Genomic DNA, 13,496 nt, shown 5'->3' on the forward strand with positions numbered 1-13,496 from the left:
GGCATTACTTCGTTGACGAACAAGCCGCACGAGATCGTCGAGCGCGCCCTCGAACTGTCCCGGGCCGACGGCTGTGTGGTCATCGCCGACGAGCAGTCGACCGCCAACCTGCGCTGGGCGGGCAACACGCTCACCACGAACGGCGTCACTCGCGGACGTACGCTCACCGTGATCGCGACCGTCGACGGCAAGGAGGGCACGGCCTCCGGTGTCGTCACGCGCTCGGCCGTCACCGCGGACGAGCTGGAGCCCCTGGTGCGGGCCGCGGAGGCCGCCGCGCGCAGTGCCGGTCCCGCCGAGGACGCGCGGCCGCTGGTCACGGGCGTACCGGCGGCGCCCGACTTCACGGACGCGCCGGCCGAGACCTCGTCCGCCGTGTTCGCGGACTTCGCGCCGGCGCTCGGTGAGGCGTTCGCACGCGCGCGTGCGGGCGGTCGCGAGCTGTACGGCTTCGCCAACCACGAGGTGGTCTCCAGCTACCTCGGTACGTCGACGGGGCTGCGCCTGCGGCACGACCAGCCCAACGGGACGCTGGAGCTGAACGCCAAGTCGCCGGACCGGACCCGGTCGGCGTGGGCGGGCCGGTCGACCAGGGACTTCAAGGACGTCGATCCGGCGGCGCTGGACGCGGAGCTCGCGGTACGCCTCGGCTGGGCCGAGCGGCGGATCGCGCTGCCTGCCGGGCGGTACGAGACGCTGCTGCCGCCGAGCGCCGTCGCGGACCTGCTGATCTACCAGATGTGGTCGGCGTCGGGCCGGGACGCGGCGGAGGGCCGCACGGTGTTCTCCAAGCCGGGGGGCGGCACCCGCGTGGGCGACAAGCTGACCGACCTGCCGCTGACCCTGCGCAGCGACCCGAACGAGCCGGGCCTGGAGTCCGCGCCCTTCGTGCTCGTGCACTCCTCCGGCGGCGACCAGTCGGTGTTCGACAACGGGCTGCCGCTGACGGCCACCGAGTGGATGCGCGAGGGACAGCTGAGTCATCTGCTGACCAGCCGGCACAGCGCCGACCTGACGGGGCTGCCGGTGGCGCCGGGGATCGACAACCTGATCCTGGACGGGGGCGAGGACCGCTCCCTGGAGGAGATGGTCGCGAACACCGAGCGCGGGCTGCTGCTGACCTGCCTGTGGTACATCCGCGAGGTCGACCCGGCGACGCTGCTGCTGACGGGCCTGACCCGGGACGGCGTCTATCTCGTGGAGAACGGCGAGGTGACCGGCGAGGTCACCAACTTCCGGTTCAACGAGTCACCGGTCGACCTGCTGGGCCGGGCGACGGAGGCCGGGCGGACGGAAAAGACGCTGCCTAGGGAGTGGAGCGACTGGTTCACTAGGGCTGCGATGCCGGCCCTGAGGGTGCCGGACTTCAATATGAGCTCTGTCAGCCAGGGCGTATAACCTCGTACCTGATTACGAGGCCCGTTCGAGCCCATGCAAGGAGATACGAGAACCGTGACGGACATCGTCGACGAGCTGAAGTGGCGGGGGCTGTTCGCCCTGTCCACTGACGAGGACGCATTGCGCAAGGCGCTCGCGGACGGTCCCGTCACGTTCTATTGCGGCTTCGACCCGACGGCGGCCAGTCTGCACGTCGGCCACCTGGTGCAGGTCCTCACCATGCGCCGGCTCCAGCAGGCGGGCCTGCGTCCGCTGGCCCTGGTGGGCGGGGCGACCGGCCAGATCGGCGACCCGCGCCCGACGGCGGAGCGCACGCTGAACGACCCGGAGACGGTCGCGAACTGGGTGACCCGGCTGCGCGCGCAGATCGAGCCGTTCCTGTCCTTCGAGGGCGAGAACGCCGCGGTGATGGTGAACAACCTGGACTGGACGGCCGGCCTGTCGGCCATCGAGTTCCTGCGGGACATCGGCAAGCACTTCCGCGTCAACAAGATGCTGACCAAGGACTCGGTCGCCCGGCGCCTGGAATCCGAGGAGGGCATCAGCTACACGGAGTTCAGCTACCAGCTGCTCCAGGGCATGGACTTCCTGGAGCTGTACCGCCGGTACGGCTGCACGCTCCAGCAGGGCGGCAGCGACCAGTGGGGCAACCTCACGGCCGGCCTGGACCTGATCCACAAGCTGGAGCCGCACGCCGACGTCCACGCGCTCGCCACCCCGCTGATGACCAAGGCGGACGGCACCAAGTTCGGCAAGACCGAGGGCGGGGCCGTCTGGCTCGACCCGGAGATGACGACGCCGTACGCGTTCTACCAGTTCTGGCTGAACGTGGACGACCGGGACATCTCGACGTACATGCGGATCCTGTCCTTCAAGTCCCGCGAGGAGCTGGAGGAGCTGGAGCGGCAGACCGAGGAGCGCCCCCAGGCGCGTGCCGCGCAGCGCGCGCTCGCACAGGAGCTGACGACGCTGGTCCACGGCGCCGAGCAGACCGCCGCCGTGATCGCCGCCTCCAAGGCCCTCTTCGGGCAGGGTGAGCTGGTCGACCTGGACGACAAGACGCTGGCCGCGGCCCTGTCCGAGGTGCCGCACGTCCAGGTCGCCGAGCTCGGCCCGGTGGTCGACCTGTTCGCCGAGGTCGGCCTGGTGGCCAGCAAGTCGGCCGCGCGCCGCACGGTCAAGGAGGGCGGTGCCTACGTGAACAACGTCAAGGTCGCGACCGAGGACGCGGTCCCCGCCAAGGAGGATCTGCTGCACGGGCGCTGGCTGGTACTGCGCCGGGGCAAGAAGAACCTGGCGGCGGTCGAGGTCACGGGCGCCTAGGCACACCGATGGGGGCGGCTTCCGTGGCGGAAGCCGCCCCCATCGTGCTGCCTGCCGTCAGACCCGTCGTCTGCCGCCCCGGACCGCCACGTACGCCCGGTCGCCGAGGCCGACGAGGATGACCGCGGCCACCAGCTGGAAGCCGTGGCGCCACCAGTCGATGCCCGCCGTCGCGTCGACACCGGCCGCCCGCGCGACCGCGTTGCCGCCGATGGCGCCGAGGATGCCCAGGATGGTGGTCAGCCACAGCGGAATATGTTGCTTGCCCGGGATGATCGCCTTGGCGACGAGGCCGAGCACGAGTCCCACGATGATCGCCCACAACCAGCCCATGGCTGCCTCCTTGTACGGCTCGTCTCGGGCTCGTCCCGGCTCGTCATGCCGTGGCCGAGTACCGCCCGTCTGAGCAGTACACCCAGTTTCGGCCCAGTCGCGGTACGGCGCATGCCGGGCGGGGGTGTACGCGCAACGGCCGAGGCCGCTCGTCCAGGCCGGGGGCGCCCCGGTCTCGTGGACGGGCCAGGCGCGGCGTAACGTGGGAGCTGTCCGGGTCCCGTTCCCCGACCGGGGGCGGACCTGGCAGGGGGCGGGGAGAGTGCGATGCGGGCGGATGGTGGAATGTGATGCGGAAGCAGCATGGCGGCGGCAACGCCGAGGTGTTCCGGATCACCGGGGCTCGGGCGGGCCTCCAGGAGGACGTACGCGGAAGGCAGCGCCGGTACGTCATATCGATGACGATCCGTACGCTGTCGGTGATCCTCGCGGCCACCCTGTGGAACGTCGAACGGCACATCGCGATCGTCGCGTTGGTGCTGGGTGCGGTCCTCCCCTACATCGCCGTGGTCGTCGCCAACGCGGGGCGGGAGAACGCGCCGTCGCTGCCGTCGACGTTCGTCACGGCGCCGACGCCGCCGATGATCGAGCCGCCGCACGCTGAGGACGCTTTCGCAAAGGAGGACGGTTTCCCGCAAGAGGAGCGGCTCGCGGAACCCGTCCCGGAGGACGTCGTCGCCGATCCCGCGCCGGGCACGGCGAGCGGGTCGGGCGACCGGGCGTGATCATGGCGCATCCCTCGCGGACGCGTCCCGACCGTGAGTCAGGCCTGCACCAAGCTCAAGAAAAGCTCAGATCAATCATGTTGTTCCGGTGCCGGGCGACGGGTTACCCGTGACATACTTCGTAGGCGCTCCGCATCCCCCGTCGGAGCGACGGACCGACGCCGGGCAGCTCCCCCCGTGGCTGCTCGGCGTCGCCTTGTTTGCCGGCTTTTCTGCCGCGTTCACCGCGCTTGTGAGACGAACCTGTGAGTGACGAGACCCCGATCTGTTCCGCCAAGGCCTGCCGTGCCGACGCCGTGTGGGTGCTGGCGTGGAACAACCCGAAGATCCATACGCCCGAGCGGCGCAAGACGTGGCTGGCGTGTGAGGAGCACCGGGAGCATCTGTCCCAGTTCCTCGGTGTGCGCGGGTTCCTGAAGGACGTCGTGAAGTTCGAGGACTGGGAAGCGCCCGAGGGTTCGTAGCGCCGGTCCGCCTACAGCCTCAGCCACCGATGGCAGACATGGGCCGGTCCGGCTGGACGAAGGACGGGTCGTCCAGGCCCGCGCCCGCCTTCTTGCCCCACATGGCCAGGCGCCAGATGCGGGCGATCTCCTCGTCGGGAGCGCCGGAGCGCAGCGCGGCGCGCAGGTCCGTCTCCTCCGTGGCGAACAGGCACGTGCGTATCTGTCCGTCGGCCGTCAGGCGGGTGCGGTCGCAGGCCGAGCAGAACGGGCGGGTTACGGAGGCGATGACGCCGACCCGCTGCGGGCCGCCGTCGACGATCCAGCGCTCGGCGGGGGCCGAGCCGCGCTCGTCGGAGCCCTCGGGGGTGAGCTCGAAGCGGGTGCGCAGGGAGGCCAGGATGTCGCCGGCGGTGACCATGCCCTCGCGCTTCCAGCCGTGCTGGGCGTCCAGGGGCATCTGCTCGATGAAGCGCAGTTCGTAGTCATGCTCCACCGCCCAGGCCAGGAGGTCCGGGGCCTCGTCCTCGTTCAGCCCGGGCATCAGGACGGAGTTGACCTTGACCGGGCTCAGGCCCGCGTCCCGGGCGGCGTGCAGGCCCTCGATGACGTCCTTGTGGCGGTCGCGGCGGGTGAGGGTCTTGAAGACGTCCGGGCGGAGGGTGTCCAGGGAGACGTTGACCCGGTCCAGGCCGGCCGCCTTCAGGGCCGTCGCCGTGCGCTTGAGGCCGATGCCGTTGGTGGTGAGGGACATCTGCGGGCGGGGCTCCAGGGCGGCGACCCGCTCGACGATGCCGACCAGGCCGGGGCGCAGCAGGGGCTCGCCGCCGGTGAAGCGGACCTCCTCGATGCCCAGGGAGGTGACGGCGATGTCGATCAGCCGGACGATCTCGTCGTCCGTGAGCAGGTCGGGCTTGGCCAGCCACTGCAGGCCCTCCTCGGGCATGCAGTAGGTACAGCGCAGGTTGCACCGGTCGGTCAGCGAGACCCTCAGGTCGGTGGCCACCCGGCCGTAGGTGTCGATGAGCACGTGGGCCCCCTGCCTCGTCACGGACCAAATCTTTACCGTCGACTGCGAGCCTACGTGACGCCACTGACAACAACAGGGCCCGATCCCACGAGACAGGACGCGGCCGCGCCGTAGGGACCTACGACGCGGCCGCTCAGGGGGCGTACTCGGTGAACGCTCAGTACGCGATCAGTGCGCGCCGGTGCCGGTCAGGGACCGGACCTCCAGCTCCGCGTACTTGTCGGTGTTCGGCTCCTCCTTGGACAGGATGGTGCCGAGCCAGCCCATCAGGAAGCCGAACGGGATGGAGATGATGCCCGGGTTCTTCAGCGGGAACCAGGCGAAGTCGACGTCGGGGAACATCGCCTTGGGGTCGCCGGAGACGACGGGTGAGAACAGCACCAGGCCGACGGCCACGATCAGGCCGCCGTAGATCGACCACAGGGCGCCCTGGGTGGTGAACCGCTTCCAGAACAGGCTGTAGAGGATCGTCGGCAGGTTGGCGGAGGCGGCGACCGCGAAGGCGAGGGCGACCAAGCCCGCCACGTTCAGGTCGCGGGCGAGGGCGCCCAGGAGGATGGAGACGGCGCCGATGCCGATGGTCGCCAGACGGGCCGCCCTTACCTCCTCCTTCTCGGTGGCCTTCCCCTTGCGGATGACGTTGGCGTAGATGTCGTGCGCGAAGGAGGACGACGAGGCGAGGGTGAGGCCGGCGACCACGGCGAGGATCGTCGCGAAGGCCACCGCCGAGATCGTGGCGAGCAGGATCGCGCCCCAGGCCGAGTCGACGCCGCCCAGGTGCAGGGCGAGCAGGGGCGCCGCCGTGTTGCCGGACGGGTTGGACGCGATGATCTCTTCCTGCGAGATCAGCGCCGCGGCGCCGAAGCCGAGCGCGATGGTCATCAGGTAGAAGCCGCCGATGATGCCGATCGCCCAGTTGACGGACTTCCGGGCGGCCTTGGCGTTGGGCACCGTGTAGAAGCGGATCAGGATGTGCGGCAGGCCCGCCGTGCCGAGCACCAGGGCGATGCCGAGGGAGATGAAGTCCAGCTTGGTGGTGCCGGTCGCGCCGTACTGGAGGCCGGGCTCCAGGAAGGCGGCACCCTTGCCGCTGTTCTCGGCGGCCGTGCCCAGCAGGTCGGAGATGTTGAAGTTGAACTTCAGCAGCACCAGGAAGGTGATCAGGATGGTGCCGCCGATGAGCAGCACGGCCTTGACCATCTGGACCCAGGTGGTGCCCTTCATGCCGCCGATGGAGACGTACACGATCATCAGGACGCCGACCAGGGCGACGATGAGGATCTTGCCGGCGTCGGAGGTGATGCCGAGCAGCAGCGAGACGAGGACGCCCGCGCCCGCCATCTGGGCCAGCAGGTAGAAGATCGAGACGACGATCGTGGAGGTGCCGGCCGCCGTACGGACCGGGCGCTGACGCATGCGGTACGCCAGCACGTCACCCATGGTGTAGCGGCCGGAGTTCCGCAGCGGCTCGGCCACCAGGAGCAGGGCCACCAGCCAGGCGACCAGGAAGCCGATGGAGTAAAGGAAGCCGTCGTATCCGAAGAGGGCGATGGCGCCCGCGATGCCGAGGAACGACGCGGCCGACATGTAGTCGCCGGAGACCGCGAGGCCGTTCTGGAAGGCGCTGAACGACCGGCCGCCCGCGTAGAAGTCGGCGGCGTCCTTGGTCTGGCGGCCCGCCCAGACGGTGATGACCAGCGTCGCCACGACGAACAGCCCGAACAGGGTGATGATCAGCGGCCGGTGCTCGCTGGCCTCGTTCGCGGCAAGGATCGTCTGCTGTGCGGGGCTCATGCGCCGCCCTCCATCCGGGACTTGATGGCTTCGGCCTTGGGGTCGAGCTGCGCGGCGGCGTGCCGCGAGTACCACCAGGCGATGAGGAACGTGGTGACGAACTGGGCGATACCGAGAACGAACGCGACGTTGATGTTGCCGAAGAGCTTGGTGCCCATGAAGTCGCCCGCGTAGTTCGACAGCAGGACGTACAGCAGGTACCAGGCGACGAAGCCGATCGTCAGCGGGAAGGCGAAGGAGCGGAAGGAGCGGCGCAGTTCACCGAACTCCGCGCTCTGCTGCACCTCGTTGAACTCCTCGGGGGACGGGAGTTTGTGTTGCTCTTTCGAGGGGGGCGGTGCGTCGGTGGCCACGGAGTCTCCTCCTGTTACGGATGCGGTTGTCACGGGGATCGGGGGCGAGTGTCCTCGCGTTCCCTGCCCAAGGTCACGGCGGCGCGCGAGGACTGGTTCAACCCCCCGGGCTTCTTTCCCAACTCACTTCATGTAAGTCATTGCTGGCCAGCGACTTCGAGAGATAGTTTCGGGCCTGCACCAAATCGTCATGTACCTGCCCGAGCACCACCTGTGTCTCGGGCAGGTCTCGTTTTTCGGATGATGTGGAGACCCCATGGCTCATCTGCGTTCCAGACGCCGGCTCGCCCTCGCCGTGCCCGTCGCGCTGTCGCTGACAGCCTCGCTCGGCTTCCTGCCCACGGCGGCGTCGGCCGCCCCGCGCGCGGAGAGTGCCACGCAGGCGGTGGACGCGCCCGCCCTGGCGTACGTCGTGAACACCAAGCTGGACCGCCGCACGATCGAGTCGGTGAAGAGGGCGGTCCCGGCGGCGGGCGGCACGGTCGTGATCACGTACGAGAAGATCGGCGTGATCGTCGTCCACTCGTCGAACCCGGAGTTCGCCAAGGAGATGCGCGGGATACGCGGAGTGCAGTCGGCGGGTGCCACGCGCACCGCGCCGCTGACCGCCGCGGGGACCACGGACGAGGGCGCGGCGCAGTTCCTGTCCGAGGAGCAGGCCGCCAAGGTCGCGAGCGCCTCCGCCGCCACGCCGGACAGCGAGCCCCTGGAAGCCGACCAGTGGGACCTCCGCGCGATCGGCGCCGACAAGGCCGCGAAGATCAACCCGGGCAGCCGCAACGTGACCGTCGCCGTGATCGACACCGGCGTCGACGACACCCACCCGGACATCGCACCGAACTTCTCCGCGTCCCAGTCGGCGAACTGCGACGGCGGTGTCGCGGACACCAGCGAGGGCGCCTGGCGGCCGTACACCGCGGAGGACTACCACGGCACCCACGTGGCCGGTGAGATCGCCGCGGCCCGCAACGGCATCGGCGTGGCCGGTGTCGCGCCCGGGGTGAAGGTCTCGAGCATCAACGTGACCGACCCGGGCAACGGCCTCTTCTACCCGGAGAGCGTCGTGTGCGCCTTCGTGTTCGCCGCCGACCACGGCGTCGAGATCACGAACAACAGCTACTACGTCGACCCGTGGCTGTACAACTGCATGGACGACCCGGACCAGCGGGCCATCGTCGATGCCGTCAACAGGGCCCAGCTGTACGCGCAGAAGAAGGGCACGCTCCACCTCGCGTCCGCGGGCAACTCCAACCACGACCTGGACTCCGACGCGATCGTCGACGACAGCAGCCCGGACGACTCCACGCCGGTCGAGCGGACGATCGACCCGCACGAGTGCTTCGACGTGCCGACGCAGCTGCCGGGTGTGGTCACGGTCAGCGCGACGGGCGTCAAGAACCTCAAGTCGTACTACTCCTCGTACGGCAAGGGAGTCGTCGACGTGGCCGCGCCGGGCGGCGACCGGCTCTACCAGATCCCGGACACGCCGTCGCAGAACGGCCGCATCCTGTCCACCATGCCGAACGGCGAGTACGGCTTCCTGCAGGGCACGTCGATGGCCTCGCCGCACGCGGCGGGCGTCGCCGCGCTGCTGAAGTCGAAGTACCCGAAGGCCTCCCCGGCCCAGCTGCAGGTGCTGCTGAAGGCACAGGCGGACAACACCGCCTGCCCGGTGTCCTACGACCAGGACGGCGACGGCACACAGGACGCGGTGTGCGAGGGCGGCAAGTATGTCAACGGCTTCTACGGGTACGGCATCGTCAACGCGCTCCGCGCGGTGAAGTGACGCGTGCCCCACGGCACTTCGGCTCCCCAAGGGCCTTCTGACGTCCCGCACGGTCAGCTCGTACCACGAACGAACTGGAGACACCGACATATGACAGCGCCTCACCCGCGTTTCCGCCGCGCGATCGCCGTGCCGCTCGGAATGACCATGGCGACAGCCCTGGCGTTCCTGCCCAACGCCACGGCGGCCGCGGCCGACGTGCCCGGCACCGTGAACGGCGTCACCGGAGCCGTGAACGACGTCCTCGCCTCCACCACGAAGGCGGACGCGACCGCGCTCAGCTACGTCGTCAACGTCCGCCCCGGGCACGGGCCTTCGGGGCAGGTGAAGAAGGCCATCGCCGACGCCGGCGGCACGATCGTGACGTCGTACGACCAGATAGGCGTGATCGTCGTCCACTCGTCGAACCCGGACTTCGCCAAGACCATCCGCAAGGTCCGTGGCGTCGAGTCGGCCGGCAACACCCGCAACGCGCCGCTGCCCGCGCAGTCGACGACCGACCTGGGGACGCCGAAGGCGCTCACCGCCGCGGAGGTGGCGAGTGCGAAGGCGAAGGCCACTGACGGCGAGGACCCGCTGGAGCCGATGCAGTGGGACCTGCCCGCGATCAAGGCGGACAAGGCGCACGAGAAGTCGCTCGGCAGCAGCAAGGTGACCGTCGCCGTGATCGACACCGGCGTCGACGACACGCACCCCGACATAGCGCCGAACTTCGACCGTGACGCGTCCGTCAACTGTGTGACGGGCAAGCCGGACACGACCGACGGGGCGTGGCGGCCGAGCGCGTCGGAGAGCCCGCACGGCACGCACGTGGCCGGTGAGATCGCGGCCGCCAAGAACGGCGTCGGCATGACGGGCGTCGCACCCGGTGTGAAGGTCTCCGGCATCAAGGTGTCCACCACCGCCGGCTACTTCTACACCGAGGCCGTGGTCTGCGGCTTCATGTGGGCGGCCACACATGGCGTCGACGTCACCAACAACAGCTATTACACCGACCCCTGGTACTTCAACTGCAAGAACGACCCGGACCAGAAGGCGCTCGTGGACGCCGTCACCCGGGCCTCGCGGTACGCGGAGAAGAAGGGCACGGTCAACGTCGCGGCGGCCGGCAACGAGAACTACGACTTGGCGGCCGACAAGATCACCGACCCGGTGTCGCCGAACGACGGCACGCCCGTGGAGCGGACCGTCGACCCGTCCGAGTGCCTGGACATACCGACCCAGCTGCCGGGTGTCGTGACGGTCGCGGCGACCGGCGCGAAGGGCATCAAGTCGTCGTTCTCCAACCACGGCCTCGGCATCGTGGACATCGCCGCGCCCGGCGGCGACTCGACGTCGTACCAGAAGCCGGAGCCGCCGGCGACCAGCGGTCTGATCCTGGGCACCCTGCCGGGCGGCAAGTGGGGCTACATGGCCGGTACGTCGATGGCGAGCCCGCATGTCGCGGCCGTCGCCGCCCTGATCAAGTCGACGCATCCGTACGCCTCGCCGGCCGTGGTGAAGGGCCTGCTGTACGCCGAGGCCGACGGCACGCCGTGCACGGACCCGTACGACATCAACAGCGACGGCAAGATCGACGCGGTCTGCGAGGGTACGAAGAACCGCAACGGCTTCTACGGCTGGGGCATGGCGGACGCGCTGGACGCGGTGACCAAGTAGGTCGGTTCACACCGGTCGCTGTCTTGATGCGGTCGATGCTGCATAGTGCAGTCGTGATCGATATCGAGTTCGCCTGGTCGGCGGTGGGCGGCGATCCCGCCCTGCTCCCCCGGGTGTCGACCGTGGTGCGGGAGGGCGCTCTTCAGGGGCGCCTTCCCGTACGGGAGTTGGCGCGGGCCTGTGTCGGCGCGTGTGCGTCGGCCGCCGCCGAGCTGGGCGCGCGGCGGGCCGGGCTCGCCGAGGTACCCGGGGTGCGGGTGGACGACGGGGCCGTCGCGACGGCGTTCGTCAGTGAGCGGCATCTGCTCGTCGACGGGCGGGCGCCGGTCACCTTCGCGCCGCTGTCCCGGTTCTGGCGGACGGCGGACGGCTGGGTGCGCACCCACGCGAACTATCCGCATCACCGGGCGCGACTGCTGGGCGCGTTGGGGGTGCCGGATGACGCGGCGGCCGTGGCGTCCGTCGAAGCGGCGCTCGCCGAGCGGTCCGCCCTGGAGGCCGAGGAGGCCGTGTACGCGGCCGGTGGCCTCGCCGTCGCCCTGCGCACGCCCGAGGAGTGGGCCGCGCACGAGCAGGCGGCCGCGGTGGCCGGACGGCCGCTGGTGGAGCGCGGTCGGCTGGACTCCGCACGCGCGCGCGTGCTCGCGCCGATCGACGGCGACGGTGTTCCCCTGCTGCCCGCCGCGGGACTGCGCGTCCTGGACCTGACCCGGGTCATCGCGGGCCCGGTCGCCACCCGCACGCTCGCCCTGCTGGGCGCGGACGTGCTACGCGTGGACGCCCCGCGGTTGCCCGAACTCCCCGACCAGCACGCCGACACGGGCTTCGGGAAGCGGTCGACGACCCTCGATCTCGCGGCCGACCGGCGTGCCTTCGGGGAGCTGCTCGCGGCGGCGGACGTGGTCGTCACGGGGTACCGGCCGGGCGCGCTGGACCGGTTCGGTCTGTCACCGGAGGCGTTGGCCGAGCGGCGGCCCGGGGTGGTCGTGGCGCAGCTGTCGGCCTGGGGTGCGTACGGGCCCTGGGCTGAGCGGCGGGGGTTCGACAGCCTGGTGCAGGTGGCCACGGGGATCTCCGCGGTCGAGGGGTCGATGGAGCAGCCGGGCGCGCTGCCCGCGCAGGCTCTGGACCACGGGACCGGGTATCTGCTGGCGGCGGCGGTGCTGCGGGCCCTGACCGAGCAGTCGTACGAGGGCGGGAGCCGGTTCGTCCGGCTGGCGCTGGCGCGGACGGCTCAGTGGCTGGTGAACGGGGTCGGGGCGGACGACACCGGGGATGCCCCGGACGGCGGTCCCGGCTCGCCGACGGAGAAGGCCCCGTACGGCGGATCGGATTCCTGGCTCGCGGAGACGGACAGCGCGCTCGGGCGGCTGCGGTACGCCCGGTCGCCGGTCGCCTTCGAGGGCGGCCCGGTGGACTGGGCCCGGCCGCCGGGGCCCTGGGGGTCGGACGCGCCGGGCTGGATCTGAGTCGCGGTGGGGCCGGAAACGTACCTGGGCGCGGAATGCCGTACCGCCGGTTCGTTTGCGGAATGCCGTACCGCCGGTTCTTTTCCGGGACTTGCCCGGTTCCGTGAAGGCCGGTGAAGATCTTGAGGTGAGCTTGATAAGACCCATGGCCGGGGCGTCCGACGCGAGCGGGCCGGCGCGTCGCCCCGGGGCCGGCCGGGCCGTCGCCGTCCTCGTCCTGGTGGCGCTGGCCGCACTGATACCGCTGATCGGCCCGTCCGCCGCGCTGCACGACACCGGTGAGGCCGCCGCGCCCGGGGTCGGCGGTGTCGCGCTGCTGCGCACGGTGCTGTTCGCGGCGCTGTGCGTGCCGTTGGGAGAGCTGTTCGTGCGCCGGCTGGCCCGTTCCGTACCCGGCGCTCCCCCGGCCGCGCCCCGCAGCTGGGCGCCGTACGCGGCTGCCGCCGGTTTCGTCGCCGCCCTGGGCCTCGCGTCGGTCGTCGCCACGGGCAATCTGGTGCCGCGGAGCGCCGCCGAGATCGATGTCGGCGGGCTGTACGAGTCCCGCGACGGCAAGCTCGCTCTCATGGAGGTCAACGCCTTCCTCGCGGCCGGCCTGTGCGCTCTCTCACGCCGGCCGGCGACGCAGGTGTGGCCCCTGGCCGCGGTGGTGGTGGCGGAGGCGCTGCGCGCGCATCCCACGACCGAGCACGATCCGCTGATCGGGTCGGGGCTGACGCTGGTGCACCTGACGTGCGCGGCGCTGTGGACGGGCGGCCTGCTGTACGCGCTGAGGGTGCTGCGGCACTGGGGCGCCCCGGAAGCGGGCGCGGCCTTGTTGGGGCTCTACGCGCGCGTGGCGGCCGTTCTGCTCGCGGCCATCACGGCGACCGGGGTGGGGAGTTCGCTGCGGCGCATGCCCTCGGGCACGATCCTGGAGCAGCTGACCACGACGGCGTACGGGCGCACCCTGCTCGCCAAGGTGCTCCTGGTGGCCGCGGTCGCCGTACTCGCCCTGTGGGCGCGGATCCGGCTCGCCCGGGCGGCCGACCCACTGACCGCCTGCTCCCCCGCGCGGGCGGAGGTCGTCGCCCTGGGGGTGGTGGTCGCGGTGTCCGGGCTGCTGACGGCGTTGCCGGTGCCGATCCGGTGGTGAACGGCAGTTGGCGGCCGGCAACCGAACAGGCGTACGCCGCAGGGCGTC

At 70.7% G+C, this 13,496-nt stretch carries 12 protein-coding genes; 8 read left to right on the plus strand and 4 right to left on the minus strand.

Annotation, left to right across the window (positions count from 1 at the left end):
- Nucleotides 1-3 precede the first annotated feature (3 nt).
- Together Q4V64_RS11235 and tyrS are read left to right on the plus strand one after the other, a co-directional pair.
- Nucleotides 4-1,398, plus strand: a complete 1,395-nt coding sequence (locus Q4V64_RS11235) for a metallopeptidase TldD-related protein (RefSeq protein WP_124443323.1) — start codon at nucleotides 4-6, stop codon at nucleotides 1,396-1,398.
- Between the two features lie 54 nt (nucleotides 1,399-1,452).
- Nucleotides 1,453-2,721, plus strand: coding sequence for a tyrosine--tRNA ligase (gene tyrS / locus Q4V64_RS11240; RefSeq protein ID WP_124443303.1), 1,269 nt, complete (start codon nucleotides 1,453-1,455; stop codon nucleotides 2,719-2,721).
- A gap of 57 nt (nucleotides 2,722-2,778) precedes the next feature.
- Here the strand turns inward: tyrS and Q4V64_RS11245 are convergent, their stop codons facing one another.
- Nucleotides 2,779-3,054: a GlsB/YeaQ/YmgE family stress response membrane protein gene (locus Q4V64_RS11245; RefSeq protein WP_124443302.1), complete on the minus strand. Its 276-nt coding sequence runs from the start codon at nucleotides 3,052-3,054 to the stop codon at nucleotides 2,779-2,781.
- A gap of 290 nt (nucleotides 3,055-3,344) precedes the next feature.
- On the opposite strand from Q4V64_RS11245, the gene Q4V64_RS11250 reads away from it, so the two are divergent.
- Together Q4V64_RS11250 and Q4V64_RS11255 are read left to right on the plus strand one after the other, a co-directional pair.
- The gene (locus tag Q4V64_RS11250; protein WP_124443301.1) at nucleotides 3,345-3,779 is read left to right on the plus strand and encodes a DUF3099 domain-containing protein; all 435 of its coding nucleotides are present in this window, start codon (nucleotides 3,345-3,347) and stop codon (nucleotides 3,777-3,779) included.
- A 245-nt stretch (nucleotides 3,780-4,024) separates the two neighbouring features.
- Nucleotides 4,025-4,243: a hypothetical protein gene (locus Q4V64_RS11255; RefSeq protein ID WP_124443300.1), complete on the plus strand. Its 219-nt coding sequence runs from the start codon at nucleotides 4,025-4,027 to the stop codon at nucleotides 4,241-4,243.
- Nucleotides 4,244-4,262: 19 nt separating this feature from the next.
- Here the strand turns inward: Q4V64_RS11255 and moaA are convergent, their stop codons facing one another.
- From moaA to Q4V64_RS11270, 3 genes are all read right to left on the minus strand, one after another.
- The gene (moaA, locus tag Q4V64_RS11260) at nucleotides 4,263-5,252 is read right to left on the minus strand and encodes a GTP 3',8-cyclase MoaA (RefSeq protein WP_216377675.1); all 990 of its coding nucleotides are present in this window, start codon (nucleotides 5,250-5,252) and stop codon (nucleotides 4,263-4,265) included.
- A 168-nt stretch (nucleotides 5,253-5,420) separates the two neighbouring features.
- Complete coding sequence (locus Q4V64_RS11265; RefSeq protein ID WP_124443298.1) at nucleotides 5,421-7,046, minus strand: cation acetate symporter; 1,626 nt, start codon at nucleotides 7,044-7,046, stop codon at nucleotides 5,421-5,423.
- Nucleotides 7,043-7,399, minus strand: coding sequence for a DUF485 domain-containing protein (locus Q4V64_RS11270; RefSeq protein ID WP_124443297.1), 357 nt, complete (start codon nucleotides 7,397-7,399; stop codon nucleotides 7,043-7,045). The genes Q4V64_RS11265 and Q4V64_RS11270 overlap by 4 nt, the downstream gene beginning before the upstream one ends.
- A 256-nt stretch (nucleotides 7,400-7,655) precedes the next feature.
- On the opposite strand from Q4V64_RS11270, the gene Q4V64_RS11275 reads away from it, so the two are divergent.
- The 4 genes from Q4V64_RS11275 to Q4V64_RS11290 all read left to right on the plus strand — a co-directional run bounded on the left by Q4V64_RS11275 (nucleotide 7,656) and on the right by Q4V64_RS11290 (nucleotide 13,448).
- Nucleotides 7,656-9,185, plus strand: a complete 1,530-nt coding sequence (locus Q4V64_RS11275) for a S8 family serine peptidase (protein ID WP_124443296.1) — start codon at nucleotides 7,656-7,658, stop codon at nucleotides 9,183-9,185.
- Nucleotides 9,186-9,275: 90 nt separating this feature from the next.
- A complete protein-coding gene (locus tag Q4V64_RS11280; RefSeq protein WP_124443295.1) occupies nucleotides 9,276-10,844 on the plus strand; it encodes a S8 family serine peptidase in 1,569 nt (522 codons plus the stop codon).
- Nucleotides 10,845-10,897: 53 nt separating this feature from the next.
- Nucleotides 10,898-12,313: a CoA transferase gene (locus Q4V64_RS11285; RefSeq protein WP_124443294.1), complete on the plus strand. Its 1,416-nt coding sequence runs from the start codon at nucleotides 10,898-10,900 to the stop codon at nucleotides 12,311-12,313.
- Nucleotides 12,314-12,440: 127 nt separating this feature from the next.
- Entirely contained in the window at nucleotides 12,441-13,448 is a 1,008-nt protein-coding gene (locus tag Q4V64_RS11290) for a CopD family protein (protein ID WP_124443293.1), read from the plus strand.
- Nucleotides 13,449-13,496 lie beyond the last annotated feature (48 nt).

This window comes from Streptomyces sp. NL15-2K (genome assembly GCF_030551255.1).
Classification (GTDB): domain Bacteria; phylum Actinomycetota; class Actinomycetes; order Streptomycetales; family Streptomycetaceae; genus Streptomyces.

Coding starts and splice junctions, on each gene's coding strand:
- Q4V64_RS11280 (WP_124443295.1), top strand. CDS start 9,276: ATGACAGCGCCTCACCCGCGTTTCCGCCGCGCGATCGCCGTGCCGCTC.
- Q4V64_RS11250 (WP_124443301.1), top strand. CDS start 3,345: ATGCGGAAGCAGCATGGCGGCGGCAACGCCGAGGTGTTCCGGATCACC.
- Q4V64_RS11275 (WP_124443296.1), top strand. CDS start 7,656: ATGGCTCATCTGCGTTCCAGACGCCGGCTCGCCCTCGCCGTGCCCGTC.
- Q4V64_RS11245 (WP_124443302.1), bottom strand. CDS start 3,054: ATGGGCTGGTTGTGGGCGATCATCGTGGGACTCGTGCTCGGCCTCGTC.
- Q4V64_RS11265 (WP_124443298.1), bottom strand. CDS start 7,046: ATGAGCCCCGCACAGCAGACGATCCTTGCCGCGAACGAGGCCAGCGAG.